Below are 15,962 nucleotides of genomic sequence, written 5' to 3'. Positions count from 1 at the left end.
CGCCGGAAAAAGGCTGCTTGCTTTCATTGAAAGCGCGCCCAACTGCTTTCACCATATCTTAGGGAATCCGGTCGAAGTGCCTGCCGTATCAGGTGCCCGCCCATCTCCACCCATGGCAACCAACTTCCTGACCCAGATTTTCGGCAGTCGCAACGACCGGCTCCTCAAGCAGTATCGCAAGACGGTGGAACGCATCAATGCGCTCGAACCCGAGTTCGAGAAGCTCAGCGACGATGCGCTGCGTGCCAAGACGCAGGAATTCAAAGAACGCGTCACCAAGGGAGAGTCGCTCGACGACCTGCTGCCGGAAGCCTTCGCCACGGTGCGCGAAGGCTCCAAGCGCGTCATGAAGATGCGCCACTTCGACGTCCAGCTGCTCGGCGGCATGGCGCTGCACAACGGCAAGATCTCCGAAATGCGCACCGGCGAAGGCAAGACGCTGACCGCCACGCTGCCGGTGTACCTGAATGCGCTGTCCGGCCAGGGCGTGCACGTGGTCACGGTGAACGACTACCTGGCCAATCGCGACGCGACCTGGATGGGCCGCCTCTACAACTTCCTCGGTCTCTCGGTGGGCATCAACCTGCCGCAGATGCCGCGCGAGGAAAAGCAGGCCGCCTACCGCAGCGACATCACGTACGGCACGAACAACGAGTACGGCTTCGACTACCTGCGCGACAACATGGTCTACGAGCCCGGCGACCGGGTGCAGCGCGGCCTGAACTACGCCATCGTCGACGAAGTGGACTCGATCCTGATCGACGAGGCCCGCACCCCGCTGATCATCAGCGGCCAGGCCGAAGACCACACCGACCTCTACCTTGCCATCAACAAGGTGGTGCCGCTGCTCAAGAAGCAGGAAGGCGAAGCCGACCCGCGCACGGGCGAGGGCGTCACGGTGCCCGGCGACTTCACGGTCGACGAGAAGACGCACCAGGTGTTCCTGACCGAAGACGGCCACGAGAACGCCGAGCGCATCCTGGGCGAGTTCAAGCTGCTGCCCGAGGGCGCCTCGCTCTACGACCCGGCCAACATCACGCTGATGCATCACCTGAATGCGGCGCTGCGTGCACGTCACCTGTACCACCGCGACCAGCACTACGTGGTGCAGCAGGGCGAAGTGGTGATCGTCGACGAATTCACCGGCCGCCTGATGACGGGCCGCCGCTGGAGCGACGGCCTGCACCAGGCCGTGGAGGCCAAGGAAGGCGTGGAGATCCAGGCCGAGAACCAGACGCTGGCCTCGATCACCTTCCAGAACTACTTCCGCCTGTACGGCAAGCTGGCCGGCATGACCGGCACGGCCGACACCGAGGCCTACGAGTTCCAGGAAATCTACGGTCTCGAGACTACGATCATTCCGCCCAACCGCATCAGCAAGCGCGAAGACCAGCTCGACCGCGTCTACAAGACGACGCGCGAGAAGTACGAGGCGGCCATCCAGGACATCCGCGAGTGCTACGAGCGCGGCCAGCCGGTGCTGGTGGGCACCTCGTCCATCGAGAACTCCGAAATCATCGACGGCCTGCTGACGCAGGCGGGCCTGCCGCACCAGGTGCTGAATGCCAAGCAGCACGCACGCGAAGCCGACATCGTGGCGCAGGCCGGCCGCACGAAGATGATCACCATCGCGACCAACATGGCCGGCCGCGGCACCGACATCGTGCTGGGCGGCAACATCGAGAAGATGATCGAGGCGATCGAGAACGACGAAGGTCGCGACGAAGCCACCAAGAAGGCCGACATCGAACACGTGCGCGCCGAATGGGCCAAGGACCACGAGTTCGTGAAGTCGCTCGGCGGCCTGCGCATCATCGCGACCGAACGCCATGAGTCGCGCCGCATCGACAACCAGCTGCGCGGCCGTTCGGGCCGCCAGGGCGATCCGGGTTCGTCGCGCTTCTACCTGAGCCTGGACGATCCGCTGATGCGCATCTTCGCGGGTGACCGCGTGAAGGCGATCATGGACCGCCTGAAGATGCCCGATGGCGAAGCCATCGAAGCCGGCATCGTCACGCGCAGCATCGAGAGCGCGCAGCGCAAGGTCGAGGCGCGCAACTTCGACATCCGCAAGCAGCTGCTCGAATACGACGACGTGTCGAACGACCAGCGCAAGGTGATCTACCAGCAGCGCAACGACATCCTCGATGCGGGCGACCTCACGGCGCAGATTGCTGCGCTGCGCGAAGGCTGCTTCACCGACCTCGTGCGCCAGTACATTCCAAGCGAATCGGTCGAAGAGCAATGGGACCTCGACGGCCTCGAGAAGAGCCTCTTCAACGAGTGGGGCATCGACATGCCGCTCAAGAAGGAAGTCGAGGCCTCGGACGCCATCGCCGACGAAGACATCGTCGAAAAGGTGCTGAAGAACGCCAACGAGACCTTTGACGCCAAGGTCGCGCTGATCGGCCAGGAAAACTTCACCCAGTTCGAGCGCATGGTGCTGCTGCAGAGCATCGACACCCACTGGCGCGAACACCTGGCCTCGCTCGACTACCTGCGCCAGGGCATCCACCTGCGCGGCTATGCGCAGAAGCAGCCCAAGCAGGAATACAAGCGCGAAGCCTTCGAACTCTTCGGCCAGTTGCTCGACTCAGTCAAGAACGAAGTCACGCGCCAGCTGATGACGGTGCGCGTGCAGTCGGGCGAGCAGCTCGAAGAGGCCGCCGAAGCGCTCGAAAGCCGTGGCGAGAACGTCGCCAACATCACCTACAGCGCGCCGACCGAAACCGGTGAAGTCGAGGTGCGTGTCGACGAGGAAAGCCAGCGCCGCCTGGCGGCCGCCGGTCTGGGCACGCTGAGCGCCGAAGCCCTGGCCTTCGCCCGCGTCGGCCGCAACGATCCGTGCCCTTGCGGCAGTGGCAAGAAGTACAAGCAGTGCCACGGCAAGCTCAGCTGAAGTCCGCAACACATTCACCGAGAGAAACTCCATGCCCGTGAACCTGTCTGCCCCTGATCCCGCCGCCTTGTTCGCGGTGCCCGGCGTTCGCATCGGCGTGGCCGAAGCGGGCGTGCGCAAGGCCAATCGCAAGGACCTGACCGTCGTGCTGATAGACGAAGGCTCGGCGGTCGGCGGGGTGTTCACCCAGAACCGTTTCTGCGCCGCGCCGGTGCAGGTCTGCCGCGACCACCTGGCCGCGAACTACGGCATCCGGGCGATGGTCATCAACACCGGCAACGCCAATGCCGGCACGGGCGAAGACGGGCTGATGCGCACGCGCTCCACCTGCATCGCGCTCGCGCGCAAGCTGGAGATCGCGCCTGAACAGATCCTGCCGTTCTCCACCGGCGTGATCATGGAGCCGCTGCCCGTGGACCGCATCGAAGCAGGTCTGCCGGCCGCGCTGGCCGATGCCGACGCGAACCACTGGGCACGCGCGGCCGAAGGCATCATGACCACCGACACGATTCCCAAGGCCTTCAGCCAGCAGGTTCAGATCGGCGGCGTCACCGTCACCATCACCGGCATCAGCAAGGGCGCCGGCATGATCCGCCCGAACATGGCGACCATGCTGGGCTTCATGGCCACCGACGCGAAGATCGATCCGTCGCTGATCCAGCCGCTGGCCAGGCTGCTGGCCGACGCCTCGTTCAACCGCGTGACCATCGACGGCGACACCTCGACCAACGACTCGTTCGTGGTCATCGCCACGCAGAAGGCGTCGCACGCGACCATCACTTCGCTCGATTCGGCCGACGGCAAGGCGCTTGTGGCCGCGATGCAGAACGTGGCCCGCCAACTGGCGCAGGCTATCGTGCGCGACGGCGAAGGCGCAACCAAGTTCATCACCATCCAGGTCGAAGGCGGCCGCGATGCCGCCGAGTGCAAGCAGGTGGCGTATGCCGTGGCGCATTCGCCGCTGGTCAAGACGGCCTTCTACGCCAGCGACCCGAATCTGGGCCGCATCCTGGCGGCCGTCGGCTATGCGGGCATCGCTGACCTCGACCAGACCGGCATCGACCTGTTCCTCGACGATGTGCACGTGGCCGTCAAGGGCGGACGCAACCCGTCGTACCGCGAAGAAGACGGCCAGCGCGTGATGAAGCAGAGCGAGATCACGGTGCGCATTGGCCTCGGCCGCGGCACGGCCAGCGAGACGGTGTGGACCTGCGACTTCAGCCACGAGTACGTGACCATCAACGCCGACTACAGATCGTGATGACCCCCACGCTCCGCACTTCGTGTCGTCGCTGCCCCCCGAGGGGGAGCTCAACGCCCTTCGGGCGGCCGGGCGGGCGTCGATGAACGAGCAGTTCCAGAAGCTGATCGAGCGCGCCGAGCAGCTCATTTCCCGCATCGAATCGATCCTTCCGCAGCCGCTGGCCGCGCCCGCCGACTGGAACGCATCCATCGCCTGGCGCTACCGCCGCCGCAACTCGGGTCACGGTGTGCTCGAGCCAGTGAAGCACGTGGCCGCGATGGCGCTCGATTCGCTGAAGGAAATCGACGTCCAGAAGGAAAAGATCGCGCGCAACACGCAGCAGTTCGTCGAAGGCAAGCCGGCCAACAACGTGCTGCTGACGGGCGCGCGTGGCACGGGCAAGTCGTCGTTGATCCGTGCCTGCCTGCAGGCCTATGCGCCGCAGGGCCTGCGCCTGATCGAAGTGGACAAGGCCGAACTCGTCGACCTGCCCGACATCGTCGAAGTTGTGTCGCAGCGTCCCGAGAAATTCATCGTGTTCAGCGACGACCTGAGCTTCGACGAAGGCGAGCCGGGCTACAAGGCGCTGAAGTCGATCCTCGACGGGTCGATCGCGGCCTCGACGCCCAACGTGCTGATTTACGCAACCAGCAACCGGCGCCACCTGCTGCCCGAGTACATGAAGGAAAACCTCACGTACACCCACACCGACGATGGCGAAGTCCATCCCGGCGAGGTGATCGAGGAAAAGATCTCGCTGTCGGAGCGCTTCGGCCTCTGGGTGAGCTTCTATCCCTTCAGCCAGAACGAATACCTGACGATCGTGGGCCAGTGGCTCTCGTCGTTCGGCGTGGACGAGGCCGCCATCGCGGCGGCGCGGCCCGAGGCGCTCGTGTGGGCGCTGGAGCGCGGTTCGCGCAGCGGCCGCGTGGCCTACCAGTTCGCGCGCGACTACGCGGGCCGGAGCGCCGCGTGACCGAGCCTCGCAAGCACACGGAAGTCGCGGTCGGCGTGCTGATTCGCCTGTCCGACGACGCGCTGCTGCTCTCGAGCCGGCCCGAAGGCAAGGCCTACGCGGGCTTCTGGGAGTTTCCCGGCGGCAAGATCGAGGCGGGCGAGACGGTCGAAGAGGCACTGCGGCGCGAGCTGCAGGAGGAACTCGGCATCACCATCGACGGCGCCGAAGTCTGGAAGATCACGGAGCATGACTACCCGCATGCGCTGGTGCGCCTGCACTGGTGCAAGGTGACGGCCTGGAGCGGCGAGTTCGAGATGCGCGAAGGCCAGCAGATGGCCTGGCAACAGCTGCCGCTGGACGTGACGCCGGTGCTCCCGGGCGCGTTTCCGGTGCTGCAATGGCTGTCGGAAGAGCGCGGCCTGCCGTTCGTGCCGCCTCCGGTCGTCGCGCCTGCCAATGCGCCGGCCAACTGACTGATTGATGCATCCCAAGTACCGTCCGGACATCGATGGGCTGCGCGCGATCGCGGTCGGGTCCGTGCTGGTGTATCACGCCTTCCCGACGGCGCTGATGGGCGGCTTCGTCGGGGTCGACATCTTCTTCGTGATCTCGGGCTTCCTGATCACGACCATCATTCTCCAGAGCCTCGCGGCGGGTGACTTCAGCTACCGCGACTTCTACGCACGGCGCATCCGGCGGATCTTTCCGGCGCTGATCGTGGTGCTGCTGGCGACGTTGTGCGCCGGCTGGTATCTGCTGCTGTCCGATGAGTTCGCCGAGCTCGGCAAGCAGACCGTGGGTGGTGCGGCGTTCGTCGCCAACCTGGTGTTCTGGGGCGAGTCGGGGTACTTCGACACCGCAGCCGAAACCAAGCCACTGCTGCACTTGTGGTCGCTGGGCATCGAGGAGCAGTTCTACATTTTCTGGCCGCTGCTGCTGGGGCTCGCATGGCGCAAGCGCTGGCCGATCGTGCGCGTGGTGCTGGTGGTCGCGGTGGTCTCGTTCCTGGTGAATGTGACGACGGTGCATCCGTTGCCGGCGGCGTCGTTCTACTCGCCGGCCTCCCGTTTCTGGGAGCTGATGGTGGGCGGCATCCTGGCCTGCATGCGGCTGAAGCCGCCGACGCCGAGCGCGTGGCGCAGCCACTTGCAGTCGGTGCTGGGCGTCGGGTTGATCGTGCTCGGGCTGGTGATGATCCGCAGCAACAAGGCGTTCCCGGGCTGGTGGGCGCTGCTGCCCACGCTGGGCGCGGTGAGCTGCATCGCCGCAGGGCCGAACGGCGTGCTGAACAAGTACCTGCTGTCGAACCGGGTGATGGTGTGGCTCGGGCTCATCAGCTATCCGCTGTACCTGTGGCACTGGCCGCTGCTTGCGTTCGTGCGCATCGTGGAGGCCGACCCGCTGCATCCGTCGCCGGTCTACCGCGCCGGCGCGATGGCGGCCAGCGTGTTGCTCGCGTGGGCCACGTACCGCTTTGTCGAGCGCTATGCGAGAAATCGCCCCGGCGCGGGCACGCTCAAGGCACTGGGCGCGGGGATGGTGCTGCTGGCCGCCGCAGGCACGGCGATCTTCTTCGGCGTGCCCGAGCCGCGCAACAACAGCGCCCAACTGCAGATCGTCGCCAACGCCGGGCTGGATGCCGACTATTACCAGGGCTTCAAGCTCGACATGATCGGCGACCAGCTGGTCTACAAGGTTGGCGGTGGGCCCAAGCGGGTGCTGTTCCTGGGCGACAGCCACGTGCAGCAGTACGCGCCGCGCGTGATGGAACTGGCCCGCACGCTGTCGATGGAAGACAAGTCGGCCTGGTTCGTGACCCAGGGCGCGTGTCCGGCGGTGCCGGGGGTCTTCGCGGACAAGAACATCGGATGCGCCGAGCGGCGCACTGCATTGCTGGCCTATGCACTGAGCCCCGAGGTCGATTCGGTGGTCATCGGCGGTTGCTGGAACTGCTACTTCGTCGGCCACGGCGCCCTGGAGTACTACTACCGCGGCGCGGACAACGTGGTCCACCCGTTCCAGGGCGGCGACGGCATCGAACGCTCGCTGGCCTCGCTGGAGGTCACGCTGCGCGAGCTGGCACGCCACAAGAAGGTCTTCCTGCTGCTCGACAACCCCGGTGGCCCGGAGTTCACGCCGAAGCGCCTGATCGAGGGCAGCCGCCTGACGCACATGGAGGCTTCGGTCTCGACGCCGACGACGCCGCTGCCGGCCGACCAGAAGCAGCTCAATGACCGGTTGCGCGCGATCGCGCAGGCGAGCGGAGCCGAGGCCATCGATGCGATGGCGGTGCTGTGCAAGGACGACCAGTGCATCCGTACGATGCCCGACGGTTCGCCCGCCTACAAGGACGCCGACCACCTGCGCCCGCGCTACACCCGGGAAGAGGCGAGCTACTTCGACCGCACGGTGCGCGCCGTGCAACAGCCGTCGCGCTGAGCGAGGCTGAGCGAACGATGCATCCCAAGTACCGCCCGGACATCGACGGCCTGCGCGCCATCGCGGTGGGCTCGGTGCTGGCGTACCACGCCTTTCCGAGCCTGCTGCCGGGCGGCTTCATCGGGGTCGACATCTTCTTCGTGATCTCGGGCTTCCTGATCACGACCATTCTTCTGCAGAGCCTGGCGGCGGGCGATTTCAGCTACCGCGACTTTTATGCGCGGCGCATCCGGCGCATTTTTCCGGCGCTGGTGCTCGTGCTGCTCGCTACGCTGGCCTTCGGCTGGTACGTGCTGCTGCCGGGCGAGTTCTCGCAGCTCGGCAAGCAGACCACGGGCGGGGCCGCCTTCTTTGCCAACCTCGTCTTCCTGGGCGAGGCCGGGTACTTCGACGCCACGGCCGAGACCAAGCCGCTGCTGCACCTGTGGTCGCTGGGGATCGAGGAGCAGTTCTACATCTTCTGGCCGCTGATGCTCGGGCTGGCCTGGCGCAAGCGCTGGCCCATCTTGCGCGTGACGCTGGCGGTGGCCGCGATCTCGTTCCTGGTCAATGTGCTGACGGTGCAGCCGCATCGTGCCGCGGCGTTCTATTCGCCGCTGTCTCGCGCCTGGGAACTGATGGCCGGCGGGTTGCTGGCGGCGATGCGGCTGCAGGCTGCCAGCGGTTCGGCCCAGCCGCGTGCGTGGACGAAGCATGTGCAGTCCGTCGTCGGCGTGGGCCTGCTCGTGCTCGGCCTCTTCATGACGCGCAGCACGAAGGCGTTTCCGGGCTGGTGGGCGCTGCTGCCGGTGCTGGGGGCGGTGAGCTGCATCGCGGCCGGGCCGAACGGCGTGCTCAACCGTTATCTGCTGTCGAACCGCGTCATGGTGTGGATCGGTTTGATCAGTTATCCGCTGTACCTCTGGCACTGGCCGCTGCTTTCGTATGCGCGCATCGTGGTGGGCGGGGAGCCGCCGCTGCAGGTGCGTATTGCGCTGGTGGTGGCGTCGGTCGTGCTGGCCTGGGCCACGTATCGTTTCCTGGAGCGCTTCGTCAAGCTTCATCTCTCGCAGACGATGCTGCGCGGGTTGGCGGGCAGCGGCGCTGCGCTGGCGCTGGCCGGGGTGCTGGTTTTCCTGGGCACGCCGCCGCCGCGCAACGACAGCCAGGCCCTGCAGGCGGTGGCGGATGCAACGCGCGAAGACAACTACTACAACGGCTTCGAAGAGGCTGCGCTGGGCGGGCAGTTCGTCTACCGCACCGGCAGCGGCAAGCACAACGTGCTGCTGATCGGCGACAGCCACGTCGAGCAGTACGCGCCGCGCGCACTCGAGCTGGTGCGCACGCAGCCTGGCAAGGCCCGCACGGTGTACTTCGCGACCAAGGGCTCATGTCCGCCTGTGCCGGGCCTGTTCAGCGGCGCCGATACGGCGTGCGAAGAGCGGCGTGCAGCGGTGCTCGACCTGGCGCTGAAGCCGGAGATCGATTCGGTGGTGCTCGGGGCATGCTGGAGCTGCTACTTCACGGGGGCCGGTCCCACGGTGAACTACTTTGTCGACGACAAGAAGGCCGTGCACCCGTTCCTCGGCGGGGACGGCGTCGACCTGTCGCTGAAGTCGCTGGGCGAGACGCTGAAGCGCCTGTCGGCGCACAAGACGGTCTACCTGGTACTCGGCAATCCGGTCGGCATGGATTTCGATCCGCTCAAGCAGATCCAGGGTAGCCGGCTGGGCGGCATGACGGCGGCCGCCGGGCAGCTCAAGGCGCCGATGCCGCAAGACCAGGCGCAGTTCAATGCGCGGCTGAAGCAGGTGGCCGAGGCCAATGGCGTGAAGGTCATCGAGCCGTTTGCCAGCCTGTGTGCCGATGGCCAGTGCATTCGCAGCATGCCGGACGACGGTTCGCCGGCCTACAAGGACATCGGGCACTTGCGGCCCCGGTATGCGCGCAGCTTCGCGACCTACATCGACCCTGCCTTGCTCGACGAAGACGCGGGCGGCAAGTAGCCAGCCCCGCGGCTGCCCGGCTGCTTACTGGATCTTGGGGTCGCCGAAAGGCTCGTCGTCAGGCGGCGCTTCGGCCGGCATGCGGAATTCTTCGCTGGCCCAGGCACCCAGGTCGACACCCTTGCAGCGCGCGCTGCAGAAGGGCCTGTAGGCGTTGCTCGGCGCGTAGATGCTGTCGCCGCCGCACGTGGGGCAGCGGACGATCCGTTCGCCCTTGCTGTTCAACCGCGTCGTCATGCGCAGAGGGTCAGCTCGAAAGGCGCGTCGTCCGAGCTTTGGTGGAGGCGGTCGTCCGCGTCGTGGCGCATCAGGCGCACCGAGACCATGAGGCGGTTGCCGCTGATTTCAGGAATCAAGCCGAGCTTGGGGTCGATGCGCAGGCGCAGCAGCTGGAAGCTGCGGCCCTGCGGCAGGTTCTGCTGGAACTGGCCGTTGGTGGCGATCACCTTGTAGGGCACGTCGGCATCCCGCAGCAGCTTGAGCAGCAGGTAGATCGACGAGGCCAGCGGCGAGAGGGTATTCGACCAGCGTTCGAGGTCAGCGCGGCGGCTGGCGGCGGGGCGGTGCTGCCAGGCGTAGTAGGCGGGCAGGTCGAACTCGCAGGTGCCGCCCGGAATGCCGGCGCGGCTGCGGATGCTCATGAGCCACTCGTTTTCCGTCAGCGCCTGCCCGGCCTTGCCGGCCACGCTGTTGAGGGTGGCGAAGTTGCCTTCGAGCTGGCCAACGACCTGGTCGAGCACGGCCTCGGCAATGGCCGGATTGCCCCGGTAGCTGTTGAAGACGTTCTTGTGCTTGTCCAGGTCGCGCAGCACGTCGGCCTTGAGGTCGGCGCGTGCGGCGACGTCCATGATCTCGAAGATCGTGACCAGGGCGTAGTGGTGGGACAGAGGCGATTCGGCGGGCACCAGTTCACCGAGGCGGCGAAACAGGTGCTCCAGCCGCAGGTACGTGCGGATGCGCTCGTTGAAGGGGTACTCGTAGAGGATCACGCGTATCGTTTTTTCACGTCGGGTTCGAGCTCATTGTGATTTGGCAACCGGGGTGGGCATCACCTGGCGCACAGCCTCCAGCATACGCTGCCCGAAAAGAATGTAACCCCGGGTCGAGACGTGGGTCTCGTTGGCGGGGAAAAGATCCATCATCTTGAAGCGGTTCTCTTCTGCCAGCGCGAACAGGTCCGGTCCGATATTTTGCGGGTTGAATTCGGCCCGGAACGCATCGGCATGGTTTTGTTGCAAATACACGGTGCTCTTGTTGGGGACCACCATCCACACCACCTTGTAAGGCGCAGCGGTGCTTTCGAAGCGCTTCATGAACTGCGCGGACTCGGCCGTCAGCGCCGCGTTGACGCGGTCTTCGGCGGTCATGAGCAGCTTGTCGCAGGCGCGGTGGCTGAACTGCTTGCAGCCGTCGGGCACTGCGCGAGCGTCGATCAGCGGGCCCCAGCGATCGGGCGTGTTGGTCCAGCTGTCGGACGCCATGATGGCCTTCGTGTTTTGGTATGTGAACCAGCCGCTGAGCAACTGGGCATCCCAGTTGAGCTGGAAGCCGGGGGCGGGCTTGGCCGGGTTCTCGAAGGGCGGCGGCGTGGGCTTGAAGGCGTGCTTCATCGTCTTGCAGCTCTCGGACTTCTCGATACGGTCCTGCAGCAGGCGCTCGATGCTCTCGACGATGACCACCTTGCCCTTGAAGCCGGATTTATCGAGCCAACCAGAGAAGTCGTCGCACAGGGTGCCGCCGAGGTTGTCCCAGTGCGTCGTGGTGACCTTGTAGCCGGCGCCCACGAGCGCTGATTGCCACGCGTAGCGCACCGAGAAGCTGTCGCCGATCACCAGGATGTCGGACTCCTGGATCGGCCACGTCTTGATGTCCGCATCGGGGATAGGTGGTGGCGGCACGTGCCAGCCGAACTCGCGTTCCGAGATGCGTCCGATGCGGGTCAGGTCGCCGTAGGGAATGGGGGTGAAGAGGCTGGCGACCAGCAGCGCGCAGCACACCAGATAGCCCGCTACAAAGATGCGTAGCCAGGTCCTGGCCGATTTCGTGTCTTCCATGTCAGAACTGGAAATAGAGGAACGGGCTGTAGTTGCCGAACTTCGACACGCACAGGCCAAAAAGATAGATGCAGCCCAGGCCCGTGACCCAGGTGGCCAGGCGCTGGAGGCGGGGGCGGCCGGCCAGCCCCGCGACGTTCGGGATCCAGCGGTCGAGCGTGATGGTGGGCGGCAGCGCCAGGCAGATCACCAGGCCGACGAGGATGGTCTGGAAGAACTCGGGCTTGCGGAACGGCACGCGGAACTCGCTGAAGGCCGACACGGGAGCGCCGTGCATGCCCAGCATGCCCTTGTAGATCTCGACGGCGGCCGTCATGCTGTCGGCCCGGAACACCACCCAGGCGATCATCACGCACAGGAAGGTGATGAACCAGCCGACCGCGCGGCCGTACCACGTGGTCCTGGTGTTGCCGCGGCGCACCTTGGCGTTCCAGAAGTGGTTGACCATCAGGTAGGCGCCATGCAGTGCGCCCCAGATGACGAAAGTCCAGGCGGCGCCGTGCCACAGGCCGCCCAGCAGCATCGTCAGGAAAAGGTTGATGTAGCGCCGGGCCGGCCCCTTGCGGTTGCCTCCGAGCGGCACGTAGAGGTAATCGCGCAGGAAAGTCGACAGCGAGATGTGCCAGCGGCGCCAGAACTCGATCATGTTGGTCGACTTGTAAGGCGACCTGAAATTGAGCGGCAGCTGCACGCCCACGCACAGAGACAGGCCGACCGCCATGTCCGAGTAGCCGGAGAAGTCGAAGTAGATCTGCAGCGTGTAGGCCAGCACCCCGAACCAGGCCGTGTACAGCGAGGGCAGCACGCCTTCGTGCACGCCCTTGAACATCATGTCGGCGTACTGCCCCAACGGGTCGGCGATCAGCATCTTCTTGGCCAGGCCGAAGACGAAGATGCCCAGTCCGAGCGCCATGTTGTTGGCGTTGAACCGGTAGGTGGCCGGGTTGTTGAACTGCGGCATCATCTGCGCGTGATGCAGCACCGGGCCCGCGATCAGGTGCGGGAAGTAGGTGACGAACAGCGCGTAGTGCACGAAGCTGCGCTCCCGCACTTTGCCCTGCCAGCAGTCGACCAGGAAGGCGATCTGCGTGAAGGTGTAGAACGAGATGCCGATCGGCAGCACGATGTGCACCAGATCGATCTGCGCGAAGCCCGCGGCGGCCAGGCCGGCATCGATGTTTTCCAGGAAGAAGTTGGCGTACTTGAAGACGGCCAGCACCCCGAGGTTGACCACCAGCGCGATGATCAGCAGGGCCTTGCGGTGCTTGTCTTCCCGGCCGGGCGAGGGCGTGAGCCGCAATCCGAACCAGTAGTTGATGCAGATCGACCCCAGCAGCAAGGGCAGTGCCTTGACGCTCCACCACCCGTAGAAGAAGAGCGAAGCCAGTGCCAGGAAACCCGCCGCCGACCGGGGACTGCGCGCACCGATCAGGAAGAAGCCGATCAGGACCAGCGGGAAGAAAACAAAGATGAAAGGGTACGAATTGAAAAGCATCGTGAGGGGCGCTGAGGCGTGCGCCGTTTGACGTGATCGTCGTGTAGCCGTCGCGGCGTCAACCCCAAATTATCGCGTGCCCGGCCGAACCCACCGTTCCCAGAGACCCCGTACCTGCTGAGCGAGTTCCTCGAGCGCCAGCGACTCGTTGAAAATGACGGCGTCGGCGGCGGCCCGGCGAGCCCGGCGCGTGGCCTGCTGGGCGATCACCGCCTTGACCGCTTCCGGCGCCCAACCAGAGCGTGCGACGACGCGCTTGAGCTGCGTTTCCTCGGTGGCGTCGACCACCAGCACCCGGTCGACGATGGCGCGCCAGCGGCCGGATTCGACGAGCAGGGGGACATCGAACACGACGACCGCATCCTCGCCCGCTGCTGCGGCCTGGCGCTGGGTTTCGGCGCCGATCAAGGGGTGGAGGATGGATTCGAGGCGCACCTTGGCTCCCGCATCCGCGAACACGATCTGTCGCATGGCGGCCCTGTCCAGGCCGCCGTCCGGGGCGATGACCCTGGGGCCGAAGGCTGCCTCGAGGGCCGGCATGGCGATGCCGCCTGGGAGTGCGATGGCGCGCGCGATGGCGTCGGTGTCCACCAGTACCGCCCCCTGGGCCACCAGCAGCCCGGCGACGGTGCTCTTGCCGCTGCCGATGCCGCCCGTCAGACCGATGCGCCGCACCATGCGGTGTGTCAATGGATCAGTGCGCCAAGGGGGAAGGCGAACGGAATCCATTGCCTCACGACTTCCGGGCCCGCCACCAGGCAGACGAGGCCCGCTCCGGCCAGGAAGGGGCCGAAGGCGATGGGAATGTCCTTGTGCGCCAGCTTGCCGGCGATGCGCAGCGTCACGCCGATCACCGCGCCCACCAGCGAGGAGACGAGGATGATCGCGATGAGGTAGTCGGCGCCGAGCCAGGCGCCCAGCGCAGCGAGCAGTTTGAAATCTCCATAGCCCATGCCTTCCTTGCCCGTGACCAGGCGAAAGCCATGGTACACAAGCCAGAGGCTCAGGTAGCCGAACACCGCGCCCCAGACCGCCGAGCTCAGCGGCACGCCGGTCCAGCCCATGGCCGCGCCGATCAGGCCGAGCCAGAGCAGGGGGTAGTTGAGCGAGTCAGGCAGGAACTGGGTGTCGAAATCGATCAGGAACTGGCAGATCAGCAGGGCGCCGAATGCGGCCCACAGCGCTCCGGCCGGCGTGATGCCAAAACGCCAGGCGCAGAGGGCGAACAGGGCGCCCGTGACCAGCTCGACCAGCGGGTAGCGCGGGCTGATCGGGGTCTTGCACGACGAGCAGCGCCCGCGCAGCACGACATAGCTCAGCACGGGGATGTTCTCGTACCAGCGGATCTTGTGCCCACAGGCTCCGCAGCGCGACGCGGGACGGGCCAGGTCGAAAGGAGGCTGCGCTTCGATGACTGCAGCCGCCTTGTCAGCAGCTGCTTCCAGCCCCGCGGGGGGCGCGACCTTCGGGCCGAAGGCCAGCGACCACAGCGAGGGTGCGTCCTTCGAGGACATGAGATTGGCGACGGCGTCGGCGAGCCAGTCGCGGTACATCATCACCGGCGTGCGGTAGATGACGACATTCATGAAGCTGCCGATCAATAGCCCCAGCACACCGGCGAAAACGGTGTCGAACTCCCGCGAAACGAGCATCAAACGACCTGGCCGAGCTTGAAGATAGGCAGGTACATCGACACCACGATGCCGCCGATGATGGTGCCGAGGAACACGATGATGATGGGTTCCATCAGGCTGGCGAGGCCTGCGACCATGTCGTCCACTTCGGATTCGTAGAAGTCGGCGGCCTTGCCCAGCATGTGGTCGATGGAGCCGGATTCTTCGCCAATGGCGGTCATCTGGATCACCATGGAAGGGAACAGGTTGGCGTTGGTCATGGCCGTGGTGAGGCTGGTGCCTGTGGAGACCTCCTGCTGGATCTTCGTCGTGGCGTCGCCGTAGACGGTGTTGCCCGAGGCGCCACCCACCGAATCGAGGGCTTCGACTAGTGGCACGCCGGCGGCGAACATGGTTGCAAGGGTGCGGGTCCAGCGGGCTACGCAGGATTTTTCGATCAGGACGCCGAAAATTGGTACCTTCAGCAGCGCCCGGTCCATGACTCTTTGAAAGCGCTCATTGCGCCTCCAGGCCTGCATGAAGAAGTAGAGTCCGCCGCCAATGCCGCCGAAGATCAGCCACCAGTAGGACACAAAGAATTCGCTGATGCTGATCACGATCAGCGTCGGCGCGGGCAGGTCAGCGCCGAACGACGTGAACACTTCCTTGAACGCCGGAATGACGAAGATCATGATGATGGCGATGACCACGAAGGCCACCACGATCACCGAGATCGGATACATCAATGCCGACTTGATCTTGGACTTGATCGCCTCGGTCTTTTCCATGTAGGTGGCCAACCGGTCCAGCAGTTCTTCGAGAATACCGGCTGCTTCGCCGGCCTCCACCAGGTTGCAGTAGAGGTTGTCGAAGTACTTCGGGAACTTGCGGAAGGCGGCCGACAGCGAGGTACCGGTTTCCACATCGCTGCGGATGTCGTTGAGCAGCTTGGCCACGCTCGCGTTCGCATTGCCGCGCCCGACGATGTCGAAGGACTGCATCAAGGGCACGCCGGCCTTCATCATGGTCGCCAGCTGGCGCGTGAAGATGGCGATGTCCTTGGGCTTGATCGCCTTGCCGGAGCGCATGCGGCGCTTCTTGATCTTGGACGCGAGCACGCCCTGGCGACGCAGGGCAGCCTGCACCTGGTTTTCACCGGCGGCGCGAAGTTCGCCGCGCACCATCTTGCCGTTGCGATCCTTGCCTTCCCATTCGAAGACAAACTCCTTGAGCCCATCACGTGAGCGGGTGGATGCCACTGTTGCCATTCGATCTC

The 15,962-nt window shown here is 65.4% G+C and carries 13 protein-coding genes; 6 read left to right on the top strand and 7 right to left on the bottom strand.

Features of this window, described 5'->3' with window-relative positions; all coding sequences use genetic code 11:
- Nucleotides 1-112 precede the first annotated feature (112 nt).
- The 6 genes from secA (at nt 113) to BMW87_RS16650 (ending at nt 9,524) form a co-directional block, all read left to right on the top strand.
- Nucleotides 113-2,899, top strand: a complete 2,787-nt coding sequence (secA, locus tag BMW87_RS16675; protein ID WP_093077491.1) for a preprotein translocase subunit SecA — start codon at nt 113-115, stop codon at nt 2,897-2,899.
- Between the two features lie 31 nt (nt 2,900-2,930).
- Complete coding sequence (argJ, locus tag BMW87_RS16670; RefSeq protein ID WP_093077489.1) at nt 2,931-4,160, top strand: bifunctional glutamate N-acetyltransferase/amino-acid acetyltransferase ArgJ; 1,230 nt, start codon at nt 2,931-2,933, stop codon at nt 4,158-4,160.
- Nucleotides 4,161-4,242: 82 nt separating this feature from the next.
- The gene (locus tag BMW87_RS16665; RefSeq protein ID WP_093077488.1) at nt 4,243-5,118 is read left to right on the top strand and encodes an ATP-binding protein; all 876 of its coding nucleotides are present in this window, start codon (nt 4,243-4,245) and stop codon (nt 5,116-5,118) included.
- Nucleotides 5,115-5,573 (top strand): NUDIX domain-containing protein, encoded by a 459-nt coding sequence (locus BMW87_RS16660; protein WP_093077486.1) that lies wholly within the window; start codon nt 5,115-5,117, stop codon nt 5,571-5,573. Before BMW87_RS16665 ends, BMW87_RS16660 begins: the two co-directional genes overlap by 4 nt.
- Before the next feature lie 7 nt (nt 5,574-5,580).
- Complete coding sequence (locus BMW87_RS16655) at nt 5,581-7,539, top strand: acyltransferase family protein (protein ID WP_093077485.1); 1,959 nt, start codon at nt 5,581-5,583, stop codon at nt 7,537-7,539.
- 17 nt (nt 7,540-7,556) lie between these two features.
- On the top strand, nt 7,557-9,524 hold the full coding sequence (locus BMW87_RS16650; RefSeq protein ID WP_093077483.1) for an acyltransferase family protein: 1,968 nt from the start codon (nt 7,557-7,559) through the stop codon (nt 9,522-9,524).
- A 24-nt stretch (nt 9,525-9,548) separates the two neighbouring features.
- Here the strand turns inward: BMW87_RS16650 and BMW87_RS16645 are convergent, their stop codons facing one another.
- The 7 genes from BMW87_RS16645 to BMW87_RS16615 all read right to left on the bottom strand — a co-directional run bounded on the left by BMW87_RS16645 (nt 9,549) and on the right by BMW87_RS16615 (nt 15,954).
- The gene (locus BMW87_RS16645; protein WP_007833230.1) at nt 9,549-9,761 is read right to left on the bottom strand and encodes a DNA gyrase inhibitor YacG; all 213 of its coding nucleotides are present in this window, start codon (nt 9,759-9,761) and stop codon (nt 9,549-9,551) included.
- Nucleotides 9,758-10,513 (bottom strand): cell division protein ZapD, encoded by a 756-nt coding sequence (gene zapD, locus BMW87_RS16640; protein ID WP_093057441.1) that lies wholly within the window; start codon nt 10,511-10,513, stop codon nt 9,758-9,760. The genes BMW87_RS16645 and zapD overlap by 4 nt, the downstream gene beginning before the upstream one ends.
- Nucleotides 10,514-10,543: 30 nt before the next feature.
- Nucleotides 10,544-11,578, bottom strand: coding sequence for an alginate O-acetyltransferase AlgX-related protein (locus tag BMW87_RS16635; RefSeq protein WP_093077481.1), 1,035 nt, complete (start codon nt 11,576-11,578; stop codon nt 10,544-10,546).
- A gap of 1 nt (nt 11,579) precedes the next feature.
- Nucleotides 11,580-13,073, bottom strand: a complete 1,494-nt coding sequence (locus tag BMW87_RS16630) for an MBOAT family O-acyltransferase (RefSeq protein ID WP_093077480.1) — start codon at nt 13,071-13,073, stop codon at nt 11,580-11,582.
- A 69-nt stretch (nt 13,074-13,142) separates the two neighbouring features.
- On the bottom strand, nt 13,143-13,751 hold the full coding sequence (coaE, locus tag BMW87_RS16625) for a dephospho-CoA kinase (protein WP_177192786.1): 609 nt from the start codon (nt 13,749-13,751) through the stop codon (nt 13,143-13,145).
- 8 nt (nt 13,752-13,759) lie between these two features.
- The gene (locus tag BMW87_RS16620) at nt 13,760-14,725 is read right to left on the bottom strand and encodes a prepilin peptidase (RefSeq protein ID WP_093077478.1); all 966 of its coding nucleotides are present in this window, start codon (nt 14,723-14,725) and stop codon (nt 13,760-13,762) included.
- Nucleotides 14,725-15,954, bottom strand: coding sequence for a type II secretion system F family protein (locus BMW87_RS16615; RefSeq protein ID WP_093077476.1), 1,230 nt, complete (start codon nt 15,952-15,954; stop codon nt 14,725-14,727). Before BMW87_RS16615 ends, BMW87_RS16620 begins: the two co-directional genes overlap by 1 nt.
- Nucleotides 15,955-15,962: the final 8 nt, after the last annotated feature.

Source organism: Variovorax sp. OV084 (assembly GCF_900111625.1).
Classification (GTDB): domain Bacteria; phylum Pseudomonadota; class Gammaproteobacteria; order Burkholderiales; family Burkholderiaceae_C; genus Variovorax.
This window is presented reverse-complemented; position numbering and strand designations above follow the sequence as displayed.

Excerpts from the sequence above, each read along its gene's own strand:
- BMW87_RS16645 (WP_007833230.1), bottom strand. The coding sequence starts at position 9,761 with ATGACGACGCGGTTGAACAGCAAGGGCGAACGGATCGTCCGCTGCCCC.
- secA (WP_093077491.1), top strand. The coding sequence starts at position 113 with ATGGCAACCAACTTCCTGACCCAGATTTTCGGCAGTCGCAACGACCGG.
- BMW87_RS16615 (WP_093077476.1), bottom strand. The coding sequence starts at position 15,954 with ATGGCAACAGTGGCATCCACCCGCTCACGTGATGGGCTCAAGGAGTTT.
- BMW87_RS16650 (WP_093077483.1), top strand. The coding sequence starts at position 7,557 with ATGCATCCCAAGTACCGCCCGGACATCGACGGCCTGCGCGCCATCGCG.
- argJ (WP_093077489.1), top strand. The coding sequence starts at position 2,931 with ATGCCCGTGAACCTGTCTGCCCCTGATCCCGCCGCCTTGTTCGCGGTG.
- coaE (WP_177192786.1), bottom strand. The coding sequence starts at position 13,751 with ATGGTGCGGCGCATCGGTCTGACGGGCGGCATCGGCAGCGGCAAGAGC.
- BMW87_RS16635 (WP_093077481.1), bottom strand. The coding sequence starts at position 11,578 with ATGGAAGACACGAAATCGGCCAGGACCTGGCTACGCATCTTTGTAGCG.
- BMW87_RS16655 (WP_093077485.1), top strand. The coding sequence starts at position 5,581 with ATGCATCCCAAGTACCGTCCGGACATCGATGGGCTGCGCGCGATCGCG.
- BMW87_RS16620 (WP_093077478.1), bottom strand. The coding sequence starts at position 14,725 with ATGCTCGTTTCGCGGGAGTTCGACACCGTTTTCGCCGGTGTGCTGGGG.
- BMW87_RS16665 (WP_093077488.1), top strand. The coding sequence starts at position 4,243 with ATGAACGAGCAGTTCCAGAAGCTGATCGAGCGCGCCGAGCAGCTCATT.
- BMW87_RS16630 (WP_093077480.1), bottom strand. The coding sequence starts at position 13,073 with ATGCTTTTCAATTCGTACCCTTTCATCTTTGTTTTCTTCCCGCTGGTC.